This window comes from Mycobacterium intermedium, from assembly GCF_002086275.1.
GTDB lineage: Bacteria > Actinomycetota > Actinomycetes > Mycobacteriales > Mycobacteriaceae > Mycobacterium > Mycobacterium intermedium.
On the sequence record NZ_MVHT01000074.1, the window covers coordinates 21,921 to 35,073 of the forward strand.

Genomic DNA, 13,153 nt, shown 5'->3' on the forward strand with positions numbered 1-13,153 from the left:
ATATCCAGTTCGTGCGGAGGCCCCGGCCGACCGTGCCGCCGGGGTGCTTGACCTGCCGAAACGGCTGCTTCACCAGTACTTTTACCGGGGGCGCGCGGCCACGGTCGCGCCTTGGATCCGTTGCGATCAGGTGGAAGAAAATGCTCAGCCCAAGACCGCCGTCAGGTAACCAGAGCCGCCGCCGAACGACGCGAGCTCGTCCTCGGGGAACGCGAAACCGTTTGCGGCAAAGGCTTGTTCGGTAGTCAGCACGTCGATCTGCCAGCCGTGGCCGGCGAGATACTCGCCGGCCGTGTTGCGATCACCGGTGTAGAACAGCTCGGCCAGGTTGATGTTGGAACCGATGCGCCGGGACCGCTCGGTGAGCTTCTGCGCCCAGTCCGCCGGCACGCTGCGCAGCTCCATGTGCTCGGTGGCAATCCGACTGCCCGGCGCCGACAAGGCGGAGATGTTGTCGAACAGGCGATCCTGCGCATCGGGCGGCAGATAGACCAGGAGGCCTTCGGCGATCCAGGCGGTCGGCTGTCCGGGATCGAACCCCGCGCAGTGCAGTGCCAGCGGCCAATTGTCACGCAAGTCGATCGCAACGGGGTTGCGCTGCGCGGCGGGTTCGGCGCCGAGCTCGGCCAACGTGCGTGTCTTGAAGGCGATGACGTCGGGTTGGTCGAGCTCGTAGACGACGGTGCCGACCGGCCACCGCAATCGGTACGCCCGCGTGTCGAGTCCGGAGGCCAGGATGACGGCTTGCCGGATGCCGGCGTCGGTCGCCTTGACAAAGAAGTCGTCGAAGAACCGGGTTCGGACGGTGATCTGCTCCTTCATGGTCTGACGGTTCAGCAGCGGATCGTCTGGATCGCCGATCTCGCCGTCGATGAGCTTGATGAAGGTGTCGATGCCTACCGCACGGACAAGCGGATCAGCCCAGGGGTCGTTCAACAGCGCATCGGGGCCGTTCGAGGCGATGGCTCGTGATGCCGCGACGGCAGTCGCGGTCGCTCCAACGCTGGACGCGAGGTCCCATCTGTCGTTGTCGGTACGGGCCACCGTCCGTCTCCTCTCGGCGGGCAACGAGCGAATAGTTAGCTCATTTAACTTATCTTCGACTGTACGCCCGGCACGGCCGCAGTGGCGGGGGTCAGTGGCGCACCTCACCCCGGGCCCGCTTGCCCATGTTGAACCAAATTTATGTTCCGGTCTAGGGTGCCCTATGGCCCGCAGGCGTTCGAAGGTTCGTCCCGTCGCGGTGACCACGGCGGCGCTGCGGATGGGCGTCACCGTCCTGCCGCGGATTCCGAGGCCGGTGAAACGGCTCCTCGCCGGTGGCAAACCGATCACGATCGACGGGAACACCCTCGACGCCACCGCACAGCTGATACTCGTTGCGCAACGACTCACGCGCACCGGCGGCCTGGGCGCATCCGGCGATCCCGAAACGGCCCGCGCGTTGATGCGGGATTCGCATGTGGCGATGGCGCCCCGGATTGCCGTCCCCACGACCGACTTCTCGATTCCCGGCCCGGCCGGTGCATTGCGGACGAGGCACTACCGGCCACCGGTCGAGGCTGAGGCGCCGCTGCTTGTCTTCTTCCACGGCGGCGGTTTTGTCGTGGGGGACATTGAATCTCACGACGGGTTGTGCCGAATGATCTGCCGCGACGCCGCCATCCACGTCTTGTCGGTGGAATACCGACTGGCACCCGAGCACAAGGCCCCGGCCGCGGTCGACGACTGCGTCGCGGCCTATAGGTGGGCGCTCGATCACGCCACCGAATTGGGCGCGTCGCGGATCGCGATCGGCGGCGACAGCGCGGGTGGGACCCTGACGGTCCTCGTCGCGCTGCGCAGCCGTGACGAAGGGTTGCCGCAGCCCGCGCTGCAGGTGCTGTGGTATCCGGCCGTCGATCTCTCTGGTCGGACCCGGTCACGCGAACTGTTCTCCGACGGATTCTTCATCTCCAAGCAGGAAATCGACTGGTTCACCGAGTCGTTCCTTGGCGGGACCGACATAGCAACCGACGACCCGCTGGTATCGCCGTTGCAAGCCGACCTGGTCGGCCTACCGCCCGCGTTGGTGTTCACCGGCGGGTTCGATCCGCTTCGCGACGAAGGCAACGAATACGCCGCTGCGTTACGTCGAGCGGGTGTCGCCGTGCACCACCGGCAGTTCGATTCACTCCCGCACGGTTTTGCCAGTATCGCTCCGTTGGGTGGCGACAGTGCCGATGCCATCGCGGCGACGATCTCGGCTGTCGGCGCCCACCTCTCGGGCGGCGACTTGCCTGACGACCATCACCCAGAATGGAGTCGGCTAAGCTCTCGCCGACCCTCCCAATACGACGCTTAGACCGGGAAATTCATGGATCTGCAATGGACGCAGGAAGAGCTGGACTTCCAGACAGAAGTTCGGGAGTTCCTGGAACAGAAGCTCACCCCCGAGCTCCGACGCGCGGGACGGTTGATGACCAGCGTCTACGCGGACCACGAGGCCAGCATGGCCTGGCAGGCAATTCTGCATGAGCGGGGATGGGCGGCGCCGGCGTGGCCCGTCGAATACGGCGGTTGCGACTGGACCCTGACCCAGCACTACATCTTCACCCGGGAGTCGACTCTGGCTGGTGCTCCGTCCCTGTCGCCGATGGGGATTCGGATGGTCGCGCACGCGATCATCCGGTACGGAACCAAGGCGCAGAAGGACTTCTTCCTGCCGCGGATCCTGACCGGAGAGGTGTTTTTCTGCCAGGGTTACTCCGAACCGGAAGCGGGGTCGGACCTGGCCAACTTGTCGATGTCCGCTGTTTCCGACGGCGACCACCTGGTGTGTACGGGTAGCAAGATCTGGACAACCCATGCCGCTGAAGCGAATTGGATATTCGCGCTGGTTCGCACCTCCCGAACGCAGAAGAAGCAACAGGGCATCACCTTCGTGCTCATCGACATGACCTCCCCCGGAATCACGATTCGCCCGCTTGTGATGACATCGGGCGAACAGATTCAAACCCAGATCTTCTTCGACGAGGTGCGGGTACCGAAAGCCAACGTTCTCGGTGAAATCGACGACGGCTGGACGGTCGCGAAGTATCTCTTGGAGTTCGAGCGCGGCGGCGGTGCGGTCGCGCCGGGTCTGCAAGTGGCGGCAGAGGAAATCGGCGAAGCGGCCAAGAATCAACCCGGACCCAACGGCGGAAGGCTTTCCGACGACCCGGCATTCGTGCGCAAGTTGGCCGACGCACGGATCCGCGCCGAGGTGCTGGAGATCCTCGAGTACCGAGTGCTCGCCGCGGTGGCGCAAGGCCGCAACCCGGGCGCGGCGTCGTCGATGCTCAAGATCCTGAGTACCGAACTCAGCCAGGCGCTCACCGAACTCGCGCTGGAGGCCGCCGGACCGTGGGGCCGCGCGTACCAGCCGCACGCGACCGCGCCGGGCGGCCCCATCGCCGATTTCGAGCCGCCCGCCGATGGTTACGCCTCGGGTGAGCCGTGGCAGGCCGTGGCGCCGCTGCGCTACTTCAATGACCGGGCCGGCTCAATCTACGCCGGCAGCAACGAAATTCAGCGAAACATTCTCGCCAAGGCGGCGTTGGGACTGTAAATGGACTTCAATCTGACCAATGAGCAAGAACTACTGCGTGACGGGCTGACGAAATTCCTCGGTGTCCGCTACGACCTCGAGAAGAGCCGTAGGGCGGCAAAGACCGGTACCGGCTGGCAGCCCGACATCTGGCGCGGGTTCGCCACCGAGTTGGGCATACTTGGTGCCACGCTGCCCGAGGATGTGGGCGGAATCGGTGGTGGGCCAATAGAACTCATGGTCATCACCGAGGCGCTTGGTCACGCGCTGGTGGTCGAGCCCTACGTCGAAACGGTGGTCGTAGCCGGTGGGCTGTTGCACCGCGCCGGCGGTGCGGTGGCGACATCGCTGCTGGAAGAGATCGTCGCGGGTAACGCCATTGCGGCGTTGGCCGCGACCGAACCGGCATCCGCCGATCGCTGGCAGGACGTCTCGACGCGCGCCGAACGCGACGGGGACGGTTGGGTGTTGAACGGCCGAAAGTTGATGGCCGTCGCGGCACCGCTGGCCGGACACCTGCTGGTCACCGCGAGCACCCCAGACGCCGACGGAATCTCGTTGTTTCTCGTCGACGTTGGCGCAGCCGGCATCGAGATGCACTCGTATCGCACCATCGACGACCGACGCGCCGCCGACATCGCGTTCAACGACGTACGCCTGCCGGCCGAGGCGTTGCTGGGCGAGCAGGGTCAGGCGTGGTCTTCGTTGAGTCGCGCACGCGACGAGGGCGCCGCGGCGATCTGCTCCGAGGCGGTCGGGTGCATGCGAAAAGTGTTGGCGGACACCGTTGAATACTGCAAGCAGCGCCAGCAGTTCGGACAGCCCATCGGCCGTTTCCAGGTGCTGCAGCACCGCATGGTCGACATGTACATGGAACTCGAGCAGTCCGTCGCCGCAGTCTATCTCGCGATCCTGAACCTCGACGCCGACGAGGCGACCCGCGCCCGCGCGGTGTCGGCCGGGAAGGCCACCGTCGGCCGTGCCGCACGGTTCATCGGCCAGCAGGCCGTGCAACTGCACGGCGGGATGGGGATGACCGAGGAGTTGGCCATCGGCCACTACTTCAAGCGGCTCACCGCCATCCAGTACGAGTTCGGCACCACCGATCACCACATCGCTCGATACGCCGAGCTGACCAAGACGTAACGCGACACGCTGTCTCATGCCTGTCTGCGGACGACTGTCTCCGCACCCAGGCTAGCGAAGCGCTCCATTCGGAGCTGCTTTCGGCCGTGGCGTGGAATGCTCAGGCGCGCCGGTAGAACACGTCGCCGTAGACGGAGATCGTCGTCTGATTGATCCACAGCACGTTGAAGTAGACCGGTGACGGCGTCCGGGTCCGGCTGCTGAGGATGGTGAGGATACCGCCGTTGGACGACGGGTTCCACGAGCACGGACCGGAGGTGGTCGGGATGCCCGCACCGTCCGCCAGCGAGCAGCCGTTGGCGCTCACCAGCAATTGTTCGGATCCAGTTTGGTTGACCCAGAAGCCAACCGGCGCACTGGCATTCGCGTGAGCGATACCGGCAGAAGCGGCGAACAAACCGGTGGCCAAACCGGCGACCAAACCCGCGACCGCGACCGACTTCTTCATCATTTCTCCCTCAGCAGCGATGGACACGATGAGATTCACCGACGCCGCTTGACGGATGCTTGATATTTCCTTGGCGAGGACGGTTACCCAGCCCACGTTTGCTGGCATGATGAGTGACCATGTCGACCGAGGTCGCTTCGCCCGTCCTTGTCCGGTCCGATCGGATCTTGCTGATCCTCTCGGTGGCATTGACGTTTGGCGCGGGGTTCGCGCATTACGGCGAGTGGAACTCGGTGCTGAGGTTCCTACTCGCGGCCGCGGCGGTCGCTGTTCTCGCGTCGGTGGTGGGTCACAGTGTGGACCAACTCGGCGACCGGTTCGGGCCGGGTGCCACCGGCGTCCTGCAGTCGGCGCTCGGCAACCTTCCGGAGCTCTTCATCTGCATATTCAGCCTCAAGGCCGGACTGGTCGACGTGGTTCGCGCTGCCCTGGTCGGGTCGATACTGGCCAACCTCCTGCTCGTGCTCGGGCTTGCCTTCGTGGCCGGCGGCCTGCGCCACGGCACCCAGCAACTCGGCTCGGCTCGTGCGCGCACCATCACCGTGCTGATGCTGTTGTCGGTCACGGCGATGTCGATCCCGTCCGTGGCGCACTGGATCCACACTCCGGCCTCCGAACATGAGGACGCATTCTCGCTGATCGTCTCGGTGCTGTTGCTCGTCCTGTTCGCCCTGAACCTTCCGGCCTCGCTGCGCCGCGACCCCGACGAGGCCCGCCCCGTCGATGAGGCCGACCCCGGCGACGGGACCACCGAGCCCGAAGAAGAGCATGAACACCCGCGCTGGCCCGTCTGGCTGGCGATCGGAATGCTGGCCGCCGCCAGTCTGCTCGCGGCCTTCGTGTCGGAGTGGTTCGTCGATGCGCTCCAACCGGCGATGGACTCAATGCACATCTCCCAAGCCTTTGCCGGTCTGGTCGTGGTCGCGATTGCCGGCAATGCCGTCGAGAACGTGGTCGGTATCCAGCTTGCCGCCAGTGGCAGGTCGGCGTACGCCTTCGCGGTGGTACTCAACTCGCCTATCCAGATCTCACTGGTGCTGGCACCGCTGCTCGTACTCATCTCGCAGATCGCCGGGTTCGCCACGTTGACTCTGGTCTTCAGTCCGATGCTGGTGGCCGTCCTGATGCTGTCGGTGGTACTCGCCGCATTCATCTACTTCGACGGTGAGTCGAACTGGCTTGAGGGCGCCACCCTCGTCGTGCTGTACGGGATCATCGCGACGGCGTTCTGGTGGGGCTGATCTTGCAGGGCAAGATCGCGTTGGTCACCGGCGCTTCATCGGGCTTGGGCGCGGAAACTGTCCGCTTATTTTCCCAGAGGGGCGCAACGGTTTTCGGGATCGCACGAGACGCCGGTCGGCTAGCCGAGGTCTTCGCGGACGTCGACGGCGGTGCATACGTCTCGGTGGACGTGACGTCCCCGGGGGCCTGCCGCACCGCCGTCGCGGAGTGTGTCGAACGGTTCGGCGGACTCGATGTGTTGGTGAATATCGCTGGACGGCACCAGATGCGCCGGACCGAGTCGATGAACGACGAGGACTGGCAAGAAGACCTAGCGGTCAATCTGAGCGGACCGTTCTATCTGTGCCGAGCCGCGTTGCCACATCTGCTGGCCCGTGGCGGCAACATCGTCAACGTCGCCTCCATCGCCGGTGTGGAGGGCCAGGCGTATTCGGCCGGCTACTGTTCCGCCAAACACGGGCTGATCGGGCTGACCCGGGCCTTGGCCGTCGAATACACCGCAGATCGGTTGCGCGTCAACGCAATATGTCCCGGCGGCATGCTGACCCCGCAGATTGAGAATTTCAGCGCCCCGGACAACCCGAATTACGACCTGATCATGCGATCGGCCGCACCGCGCGGCATGATGCGGCCCCATGATGTCGCCAACGTCATCGCGTTTCTCGCTAGCGATGACGCCGCGGCGATACACGGCGCCGTGTACCGAGTCGACAACGGCAAAGGCGCGGGCTGAACCGGGTGCTACTCGGTGCTACTCGCTGGCGACGAGAACGTCCATGCAATAGGTCAGGGGCGGTTCGGGGAAGTCGACCGCCTGTTGCTCTTCGCTGCACAGGCTCGGGTCAGCCACACCGTCTTTTCGGAGCGCGACCCTGAAGGTCGGCTCACTGCTCAGAACCGAGGGTTTGCATTCGGTCGCCTTGAACATGTGGGAGACGAGGTCCTGGGTATAGCAGCTGTCGACGGTCAGATTGTCCTCTAAGCAGAGACCGCTGCCGCCACCTTCCAGAGTTCCGTAGTTGGCGTTGGGGCAGTTCTTGGTGCCCGTGTACTTCTTAGCGACTTTTGACAGCGCGGTCGGTGACGAGCACGGCTCGACCTTGACTTCGTTGGGCGTGACGACGATGCCGGTCTTCGAGAGATTCAGGCAGGTGCCGATGGCGTAATCGAAGCCGTTGCTGTGTGACCCATGGTGGCTGGGTTGGTTCAGCACCAGGCGCGCTCCTACCTTCACCGCAACCGCCAGCACGATCACGGCCAGCGCCGCAAGGATCTTCTTCGTCGCAGAGCCTTTCTTGGGCGCGGGCGCCTGCGCCGGAGGAGGGGCGTATTTGGGAGGTGGCGCGTATTGCGGAGGTGGCGTGTATTGCGGAGGCAGCGGGTAATTCCCCGGCGGAACTGCAGACGAAGCGGGGACGTTCTCGTCGTCGTCAGACATCTGAGCCTTTCGCGCCATGGTCGGCGCACTCCGGTTCCGGCGCCTGCCGGGAAGCAGCCTAACCGGCGAAGCCGCGGAACGCAGCTATCTTGCCGAACGGATGCCGGGGCTGGCCGCGCCCGTGGCGGAAGTGCCTTGCTCACCCGATTTCAGCTGTGGCAGTAGGTACTCCAGCTGGCCGACTTCCTCGATGTTGTGTTGGACCCAGGCGCGCAACATGTCGTCGGGCAAGCGCCGGCAGGCGAAGCGGTTGACCGGCGCGTAGAGGGGTGTGCGCGCCCCGACGTCGAGCACCGTGACATAGTGCGTGCCGTCCGAGCATGCAGACCAGGTGTGTTCGAGCTGGAAGACGACGACGCCGGCGACTCGCTCGACCAGACGGATTCCCGTCTCGTCCAGCTTCTCGACGCGGTCAACGATGTCGACCTTGTATTCGGGCCGGGCGCCGAAAGCTTCGACGATGTGGAAACGGGCGCCCTCGCCGGCGCCACCGCCCGGCGCCGCACTGGCGAGGTCCCAGTGAATGTGGTCGATCGGATGCCAAGCGAGGTAGCGGGGAACGATCTGGCCGCCGTACGGCATCGTTTCGCCGATGTGGGTGAACCAATCGAGCAGCATCTCCGGGGTGACGCCGGCCAGCATTCGGTGGTCGATCGTCACTCGGCGGCGGTGATGCGGAGCGCTGGTGAAACGCACCGTGGCGGTGTCGAGGGAACGCAGCGGATACAGGACTGGCAAACCCGACATGACGACCTCCAAGATACGGTACCGTTTCTCTATTGAAGGCTACGATCCGGTACTAAGAAACGCAACCGTTTCTCGGGAGGAACTTCGATGCGTCGGCGGCATGGCGCGGAACTGGATGCGGCGATCAGGGATGCGGTACTGCGCCTCGTGGGCGAGCACGGCGCATCAGCAGTCACGATGGAGGCCGTCGCCAGCGCCGCGGGCACCAGCAAGGCGGTGTTGTATCGGCGGTGGCCTGACGGTCGGACGCTGCTTCGCGACACCTTGTTGCGCATCGCCATCGGGGCGATTCCGCACGAGGACACCGGCAGTTATCGCGAGGACATGCTGGCGATCCTGCGCGGCTGGGCCGCCTTGTTCACCGGCCCGCAAGCCGCAGTCATCCGCGCCGTAATCGCAACGGCCGCACATGATTCCGAACTCGCCGAGTCCTTCCGCACCGAGGTCATCGGCTGGCGCAAGAAGGAAATGTCAGAGCTACTCGCCCGGGGAATCGCCCGCGGCGACGTGCGACCGGACGTGCCCATCGAGATCGCTCGTGAGTTGGGGCAGAGCGTGCTTTGGCACCGCCTGCTGGTGACGGGCGACCCGATCGACGACGAGCTGTGCGTGAAGCTCGTCGACGAAGTGCTGGTGCCTTTCGTCAGACCGCGTCCGGCTGGTTGACGAACCCGATCGCAGTCCTGTAATTGAAACTCGTAAATCAATTCTGATAGTTTAGTTTCATATCTAGGTCGTAGGCGCCGCAAGAGGGGAGTCGGCGCCGCGGCCGGGACGAGTCGACGGGAGGTCAGCGTCATGAAGCCCAGACCCGACGAGAACCGTGTGACGCAAGGCCGGCCAGTGGGAACCCGCCGAGCGGCCAGAAGTGCCAATCTGCTCGCCGTCCACGACTCGGCGCGCGGTGTCGAGGAGGCGGGACGCCTTGCCTGGGTGTCTCAAGCGCATTGCCGCGAAACGGATCCCGACGAACTTTTCGTGCGAGGCGCCGCACAGCACCAAGCGACGGCAATCTGCCGTCACTGCCCGGTGATGCAGGAGTGCGGAGCAGATGCCCTGGACAACAGGGTGGAGTTCGGCGTCTGGGGCGGGATGACCGAGCGCCAGCGCCGGCAACTGCTCAAGCGGCATCCCGAGGTCATTTCGTGGTCGGACTACTTCCGGCAACGGCAACCGTCAGCCAGGCTGGTCGCTGGGCGCTAAAGGTTTGGCCACGTTCCGGTGTCGGCCACCGCGCCGTCACTGCCGGCGTCGTTTCGGCCCCGACAATCCGAAGCATGATGCAATCGCGGAAGCCCAACGTTGGCGCGTGAGATCTCACGCCAGACGTTTCTGCGGGGCGCCGCTGGAGCGTTAGCCGCCGGCGCTGTGTTCGGATCGGGTCGACTCGGCTCGGTGCTGGCCACCGCCGACCCGAATCCCGTTGGCTTGGAAACGCTGTCCGCTGCACTCAGCAGGCCGGTGTTGCTACCCGGCAGCCCCGAATTCGCTTCTGCCAAACAAGTTTTCAATACCATCTACAACGATTCGACGCCGACGGCGATCGTCACCCCGACATCGTCGGCGGACGTGCAGAAAGCGATGGCGTTCGCTGCCGCGCACAACCTCAAAGTCGCTCCGCGCAGCGGCGGGCACTCATACGTGGGGGCGTCAACGGCCAACGGCGCCCTGGTCTTCGACCTCCGCCAACTGACGGGCGATATCAATTACGACGCGGCCACCGGGCACGTCACGGTCACGCCGGCGACCACCTTGTACGCGCTGCATCAAACGTTGGCGGGGGTCGGCCGGGGAATCCCGACCGGCACCTGCCCGAGCGTCGGGGCCGGCGGGCACGCGTTGGGGGGCGGCCTGGGTGCGCACTCCCGGCACGCGGGCCTGCTGAGCGACGCACTGGTGTCGGCACAGGTGGTGCTGCCTGGCGGCCAAGCGGTCACTGCGTCGTCCGCCAGTCAGCCGGATCTGTTCTGGGCTCTGCGCGGCGGCGGTGGCGGCAATTTCGGAGTGACGACTTCGCTGACCTTTGCCACGTTCCCCACCACCGAGTACGACGTCGTCAACCTCAACTACCCACAGCAGTCGTTTGCGCAAGTCCTCGTTGGTTGGCAGAACTGGCTGCGCACCGCCGACCGCAACAGTTGGGCGCTGGCCGACAGCACAACCGACGCGATGGGCTCGCACTGCCGGATCATGGCGACCTGCCCCGCCGGATCCGGCAACAGCGTGGCGAGCGCCATCATCGCGGCCGTGGGCGCCCAGCCGTCCGGTACCGAACAGCACACCTTCAACTACCTGGACTTGGTGAACTATCTGGCGGTCGGGAATCTCAACCCGTCCCCGCTCGGCTACGTCGGCGGGTCCGATGTCTTCACGACCATCACGCCGGCCGCCGCCCAGGGGATCGCCGCGGCGGTCGAGGCATTTCCGCGCGGGGCCGGTCGGATGCTGGCGATCATGCATGCGCTTGACGGCGCAATGGCCACGGTGGCACCGGGAGCCACGGCGTTTCCATGGCGGACACAATCCGCGCTGGTGCAGTGGTACATCGAACCGGCCGGCTCGCCGGCCGCGGCGACCAACTGGCTCAACGCGGCACACAAAGCGGTGCAACCATATTCGGTCGGCGGGTATGTGAACTACCTGGAAGCCGGTCAGCCGGCCGCCCGCTACTTCGGCTCCAATCTCTCCCGACTGGTGGCTGTCCGGCAGAAGTACGACCCGGGCCGAATTATGTTCTCCAGCTTGAACTTCTAACCTGCGCTCCGAAAAATCAATTGACCGACCGCTGGTCGGATGTCATCGTGAACGGTCGCTTTGACCCCCTACCAACATTAGAACGATGACTCTGACCAACGACGAACTTGCCGATCTGACCGCCGAACTGACCGGCGGCGATGACGCGCACCGCCAGCCGATCTCCGACATCGGCGCGTGGCTTGATGGCCTTGACTACGGTGTGCGTCCGGCGCTGCGCGCTCTCGGCGAGTTGTTGGTGGGCGTGGCCGAGCGTGAAAGTGCCGAAACCGCAGAGCGATTCACGGCCCGCTGCCTGGGGGTGCCGGACTGCGGCCACCTGGTTGATGAGGAACGCCAACTTAATCCCGTGTCCCGCCTGACCGTGGCGCTTGCCTTGGCCGAGTGGATGGACGAGCACGCACTCGACTGCGAGGTCGGCCCGGGCGAAGATGCGTGCCCGCCGAAGTGGACGCAGACCGAGGTCGGCGGCGAGCGTTACCGGCACCCGTTGTGCCTGCGTGTGTATTTCCCTGCCGGGACGTTGCTGAATGACTCGGGGTGTGTCATCCACCTTGAGGCCCGCGACACGGTGATGTGCTCGCCTGAAATTTCGGCCTTCGTAACGCCGGACAATCAGTCTCTCGCGCGTTGTGTGCTGGACCGGCTCGCCGAGCGAGCCAATGAACTGAACCCATACCGGGGGCGGGCGGTGCGTGCCAGCTATATGCACGGGCTGAGCTTGACCGTGATCGACCTGCCGTCGACGGCGACCCGACACACCGTCATCGTCCCCGACGAGGTGTGGACCGAGGTCGACCTCGGCGTCACCGCCGTGCGCGACCGCCATGACATCCTCAACGCACACGGCCTCGGCGTGCGCCGCGGCGTGCTGCTGTGCGGCCCGCCGGGAACGGGCAAGTCCGCGGTGAGCGCGGTCGTCGCCCGAGAGGTCGTAGGCGAGTTCACCGTTATCTATGTCGAAGCCAAGGCGGGGGCCCACCTGCTGACGGCCGTCGTGGCAGAGGCCCAGCGCCTCGGCGGTCCGGTACTCATCGTGCTGGAGGACGTCGACCTGTGGTGTCAGGACCGCGCCGCGGGTGAGAGCGGATTGTCAGAGCTGTTGCAGGCCATGGACATCAAGGCGGAGGCGCGGATCTTGACGTTGGCTTCCACCAACGACGCCGCGACCCTGGACAAGGCCGCCATCCGAACGGGCCGATTCGACTCGGTCGTCGAGGTGGGCTACCCCAGCCGCGCAGACGCCGCGCGCATTCTTGCGACGCTGATCGACCACATTCCCGGTGGCGAAAGCGTCGACACGGCTGCAGTGGTCGCCGCATTGCCGGAACGAACCAGCGGCAGCGATATTCGCGAAGTCGTCCGCCGAGCGGTGCTGGCCGGCGACGGCGGCGCGGTCAGCACCGCGACGCTGCTGGCCGAAGTGGGGAGCGGTCGGTACCGCGCAGCGGTTCCGGCGGGCATGTACCTCTGACGGTCTGTGACGGCTCCGCTGCCAGCGAGCTTGCGGTGGTGGTTGTGGTTTGGGCCTCCACCACGACCTTCATGGCAATCTCGCTGCGAGGGTTTGCCTTCGCGGGTTCTGGGGGCGGCGAGCTTGCGGTGGTGGTTGTGGTTTGGGCCTCCACCGCGACCTTCACGGCAATCTCGCTGCGAGGGTTTGCCTTCGCGGGTTCTGGGGGCGGCGAGCTTGCGGTGGTGGTTGTGGTTTGGGCCTCCATCACGACCTTCATGGCAATCTCGCTGCGAGGGTTTGCCTTCGCGGGCTCTGGGGGCGGCGAGATTGCGGTGGTGGTTGTGGTTTGGGCCT

The 13,153-nt window shown here is 65.3% G+C and carries 14 protein-coding genes; 10 read left to right on the forward strand and 4 right to left on the reverse strand.

Going from position 1 to position 13,153, the window contains the following annotated elements:
- Positions 1-144: 144 nt before the first annotated feature.
- Positions 145-1,044 (reverse strand): class I SAM-dependent methyltransferase, encoded by a 900-nt coding sequence (locus BST27_RS22225; RefSeq protein ID WP_069420730.1) that lies wholly within the window; start codon positions 1,042-1,044, stop codon positions 145-147.
- Between the two features lie 163 nt (positions 1,045-1,207).
- Between BST27_RS22225 and BST27_RS22230 the strand changes: the two genes are divergently transcribed.
- From BST27_RS22230 to BST27_RS22240, 3 genes are read left to right on the forward strand one after another with little or no spacing between them, the layout of a single operon-like run.
- Complete coding sequence (locus BST27_RS22230) at positions 1,208-2,344, forward strand: alpha/beta hydrolase (RefSeq protein WP_069420731.1); 1,137 nt, start codon at positions 1,208-1,210, stop codon at positions 2,342-2,344.
- A 12-nt stretch (positions 2,345-2,356) separates the two neighbouring features.
- The gene (locus tag BST27_RS22235) at positions 2,357-3,589 is read left to right on the forward strand and encodes an acyl-CoA dehydrogenase family protein (protein WP_069420732.1); all 1,233 of its coding nucleotides are present in this window, start codon (positions 2,357-2,359) and stop codon (positions 3,587-3,589) included.
- The gene (locus BST27_RS22240) at positions 3,590-4,714 is read left to right on the forward strand and encodes an acyl-CoA dehydrogenase family protein (RefSeq protein WP_069420733.1); all 1,125 of its coding nucleotides are present in this window, start codon (positions 3,590-3,592) and stop codon (positions 4,712-4,714) included.
- Between the two features lie 100 nt (positions 4,715-4,814).
- Here BST27_RS22240 and BST27_RS22245 read toward each other — a convergent pair whose 3' ends face one another.
- Complete coding sequence (locus BST27_RS22245; protein WP_139805300.1) at positions 4,815-5,270, reverse strand: hypothetical protein; 456 nt, start codon at positions 5,268-5,270, stop codon at positions 4,815-4,817.
- An 11-nt stretch (positions 5,271-5,281) separates the two neighbouring features.
- Here BST27_RS22245 and cax point away from each other — a divergent pair, with 11 nt between their 5' ends.
- Together cax and BST27_RS22255 are read left to right on the forward strand one after the other, a co-directional pair.
- Positions 5,282-6,403, forward strand: coding sequence for a calcium/proton exchanger (cax, locus tag BST27_RS22250; protein WP_069420735.1), 1,122 nt, complete (start codon positions 5,282-5,284; stop codon positions 6,401-6,403).
- Positions 6,400-7,137 (forward strand): SDR family NAD(P)-dependent oxidoreductase, encoded by a 738-nt coding sequence (locus BST27_RS22255; protein WP_276015688.1) that lies wholly within the window; start codon positions 6,400-6,402, stop codon positions 7,135-7,137. Before cax ends, BST27_RS22255 begins: the two co-directional genes overlap by 4 nt.
- 18 nt (positions 7,138-7,155) lie before the next feature.
- Here the strand turns inward: BST27_RS22255 and BST27_RS33235 are convergent, their stop codons facing one another.
- Positions 7,156-7,842, reverse strand: a complete 687-nt coding sequence (locus BST27_RS33235) for an LppU/SCO3897 family protein (RefSeq protein ID WP_156789287.1) — start codon at positions 7,840-7,842, stop codon at positions 7,156-7,158.
- Between the two features lie 84 nt (positions 7,843-7,926).
- On the reverse strand, positions 7,927-8,589 hold the full coding sequence (locus BST27_RS22265) for a hypothetical protein (protein ID WP_069420747.1): 663 nt from the start codon (positions 8,587-8,589) through the stop codon (positions 7,927-7,929).
- 87 nt (positions 8,590-8,676) lie between these two features.
- On the opposite strand from BST27_RS22265, the gene BST27_RS22270 reads away from it, so the two are divergent.
- The 5 genes from BST27_RS22270 to BST27_RS22290 all read left to right on the forward strand — a co-directional run.
- Positions 8,677-9,255: a TetR/AcrR family transcriptional regulator gene (locus tag BST27_RS22270; RefSeq protein ID WP_069420738.1), complete on the forward strand. Its 579-nt coding sequence runs from the start codon at positions 8,677-8,679 to the stop codon at positions 9,253-9,255.
- A 132-nt stretch (positions 9,256-9,387) separates the two neighbouring features.
- Complete coding sequence (locus tag BST27_RS22275; protein ID WP_079219900.1) at positions 9,388-9,792, forward strand: WhiB family transcriptional regulator; 405 nt, start codon at positions 9,388-9,390, stop codon at positions 9,790-9,792.
- A gap of 99 nt (positions 9,793-9,891) precedes the next feature.
- Positions 9,892-11,343 (forward strand): FAD-dependent oxidoreductase, encoded by a 1,452-nt coding sequence (locus tag BST27_RS22280; protein WP_069420739.1) that lies wholly within the window; start codon positions 9,892-9,894, stop codon positions 11,341-11,343.
- Between the two features lie 85 nt (positions 11,344-11,428).
- Entirely contained in the window at positions 11,429-12,817 is a 1,389-nt protein-coding gene (locus tag BST27_RS22285) for an AAA family ATPase (RefSeq protein WP_069420740.1), read from the forward strand.
- Between the two features lie 35 nt (positions 12,818-12,852).
- On the forward strand, positions 12,853-13,153 hold a 301-nt coding region (locus BST27_RS22290), incomplete at its 3' end, for a hypothetical protein (protein WP_170062346.1).

Bases quoted from the DNA above. Each gene is read 5' to 3' on its own strand.
- BST27_RS22230 (WP_069420731.1), top strand. From the start codon at position 1,208: ATGGCCCGCAGGCGTTCGAAGGTTCGTCCCGTCGCGGTGACCACGGCG.
- BST27_RS22235 (WP_069420732.1), top strand. From the start codon at position 2,357: ATGGATCTGCAATGGACGCAGGAAGAGCTGGACTTCCAGACAGAAGTT.
- BST27_RS22240 (WP_069420733.1), top strand. From the start codon at position 3,590: ATGGACTTCAATCTGACCAATGAGCAAGAACTACTGCGTGACGGGCTG.
- BST27_RS22245 (WP_139805300.1), bottom strand. From the start codon at position 5,270: ATGCCAGCAAACGTGGGCTGGGTAACCGTCCTCGCCAAGGAAATATCA.
- cax (WP_069420735.1), top strand. From the start codon at position 5,282: ATGTCGACCGAGGTCGCTTCGCCCGTCCTTGTCCGGTCCGATCGGATC.
- BST27_RS33235 (WP_156789287.1), bottom strand. From the start codon at position 7,842: ATGTCTGACGACGACGAGAACGTCCCCGCTTCGTCTGCAGTTCCGCCG.
- BST27_RS22265 (WP_069420747.1), bottom strand. From the start codon at position 8,589: ATGTCGGGTTTGCCAGTCCTGTATCCGCTGCGTTCCCTCGACACCGCC.
- BST27_RS22270 (WP_069420738.1), top strand. From the start codon at position 8,677: ATGCGTCGGCGGCATGGCGCGGAACTGGATGCGGCGATCAGGGATGCG.
- BST27_RS22275 (WP_079219900.1), top strand. From the start codon at position 9,388: ATGAAGCCCAGACCCGACGAGAACCGTGTGACGCAAGGCCGGCCAGTG.
- BST27_RS22285 (WP_069420740.1), top strand. From the start codon at position 11,429: ATGACTCTGACCAACGACGAACTTGCCGATCTGACCGCCGAACTGACC.